The organism is Rhizocola hellebori, assembly GCF_016862955.1.
GTDB lineage: Bacteria > Actinomycetota > Actinomycetes > Mycobacteriales > Micromonosporaceae > Rhizocola > Rhizocola hellebori.
This window is the reverse complement of the sequence record NZ_BONY01000206.1, coordinates 1-520: the sequence shown is the minus strand read 5'-3', so window position 1 is coordinate 520 and position 520 is coordinate 1. Positions and strand designations below refer to the sequence as shown.

Here is a 520-nt window from a genome sequence, read left to right as displayed (position 1 = left end):
AATGTCGGTCAGCCTTGGCGTGGACCGCAAAACCATCCGCAAGTACCTGCAGCCTGCGATCGCCGCCGGGATGAAGCCGGGCAGCAAGCCGTTGAGCCCCAACGAGTGGACCGAGCTGATCAGCCGCTGGTTCCCGGAGTTGACCAACACGCGGTTGCGGCAGGTGACGTGGCCGGACATCGACAGACACGCCGAGTACGTCAAGGCGCAGCTGGCTGCGGGGGTCACCCAGGCCACGGTGTGGCAGCGGCTACGCGACGAGCACGGGCTTACGGCTTCGGTGGCGTCGTTCCGCCGGTGGGTGGCCGCGACCGTGCCGGAGGAGACCCGCCGGGCGCAGGTGACGGTCTTGCGTGATGAGGTGCCCGCTGGTGAGGAGGCCCAGATCGATTACGGGCTGCTCGGGACATGGATCGATCCGGTGGGCGGCAAGCGGCGCAAGGTGTGGGCGCTGGTCGTCGTGCTGGCTTGTTCCCGGCACATGTTCGTGCAGCCCACATTCTTGATGGACCAGGCCGCA

General features: G+C 67.3%; 1 pseudogene. It reads left to right on the top strand.

Annotated features, from left to right (window positions below):
• A pseudogene (locus Rhe02_RS49540) lies at positions 1-520 on the top strand (hypothetical protein); the annotation flags it as partial.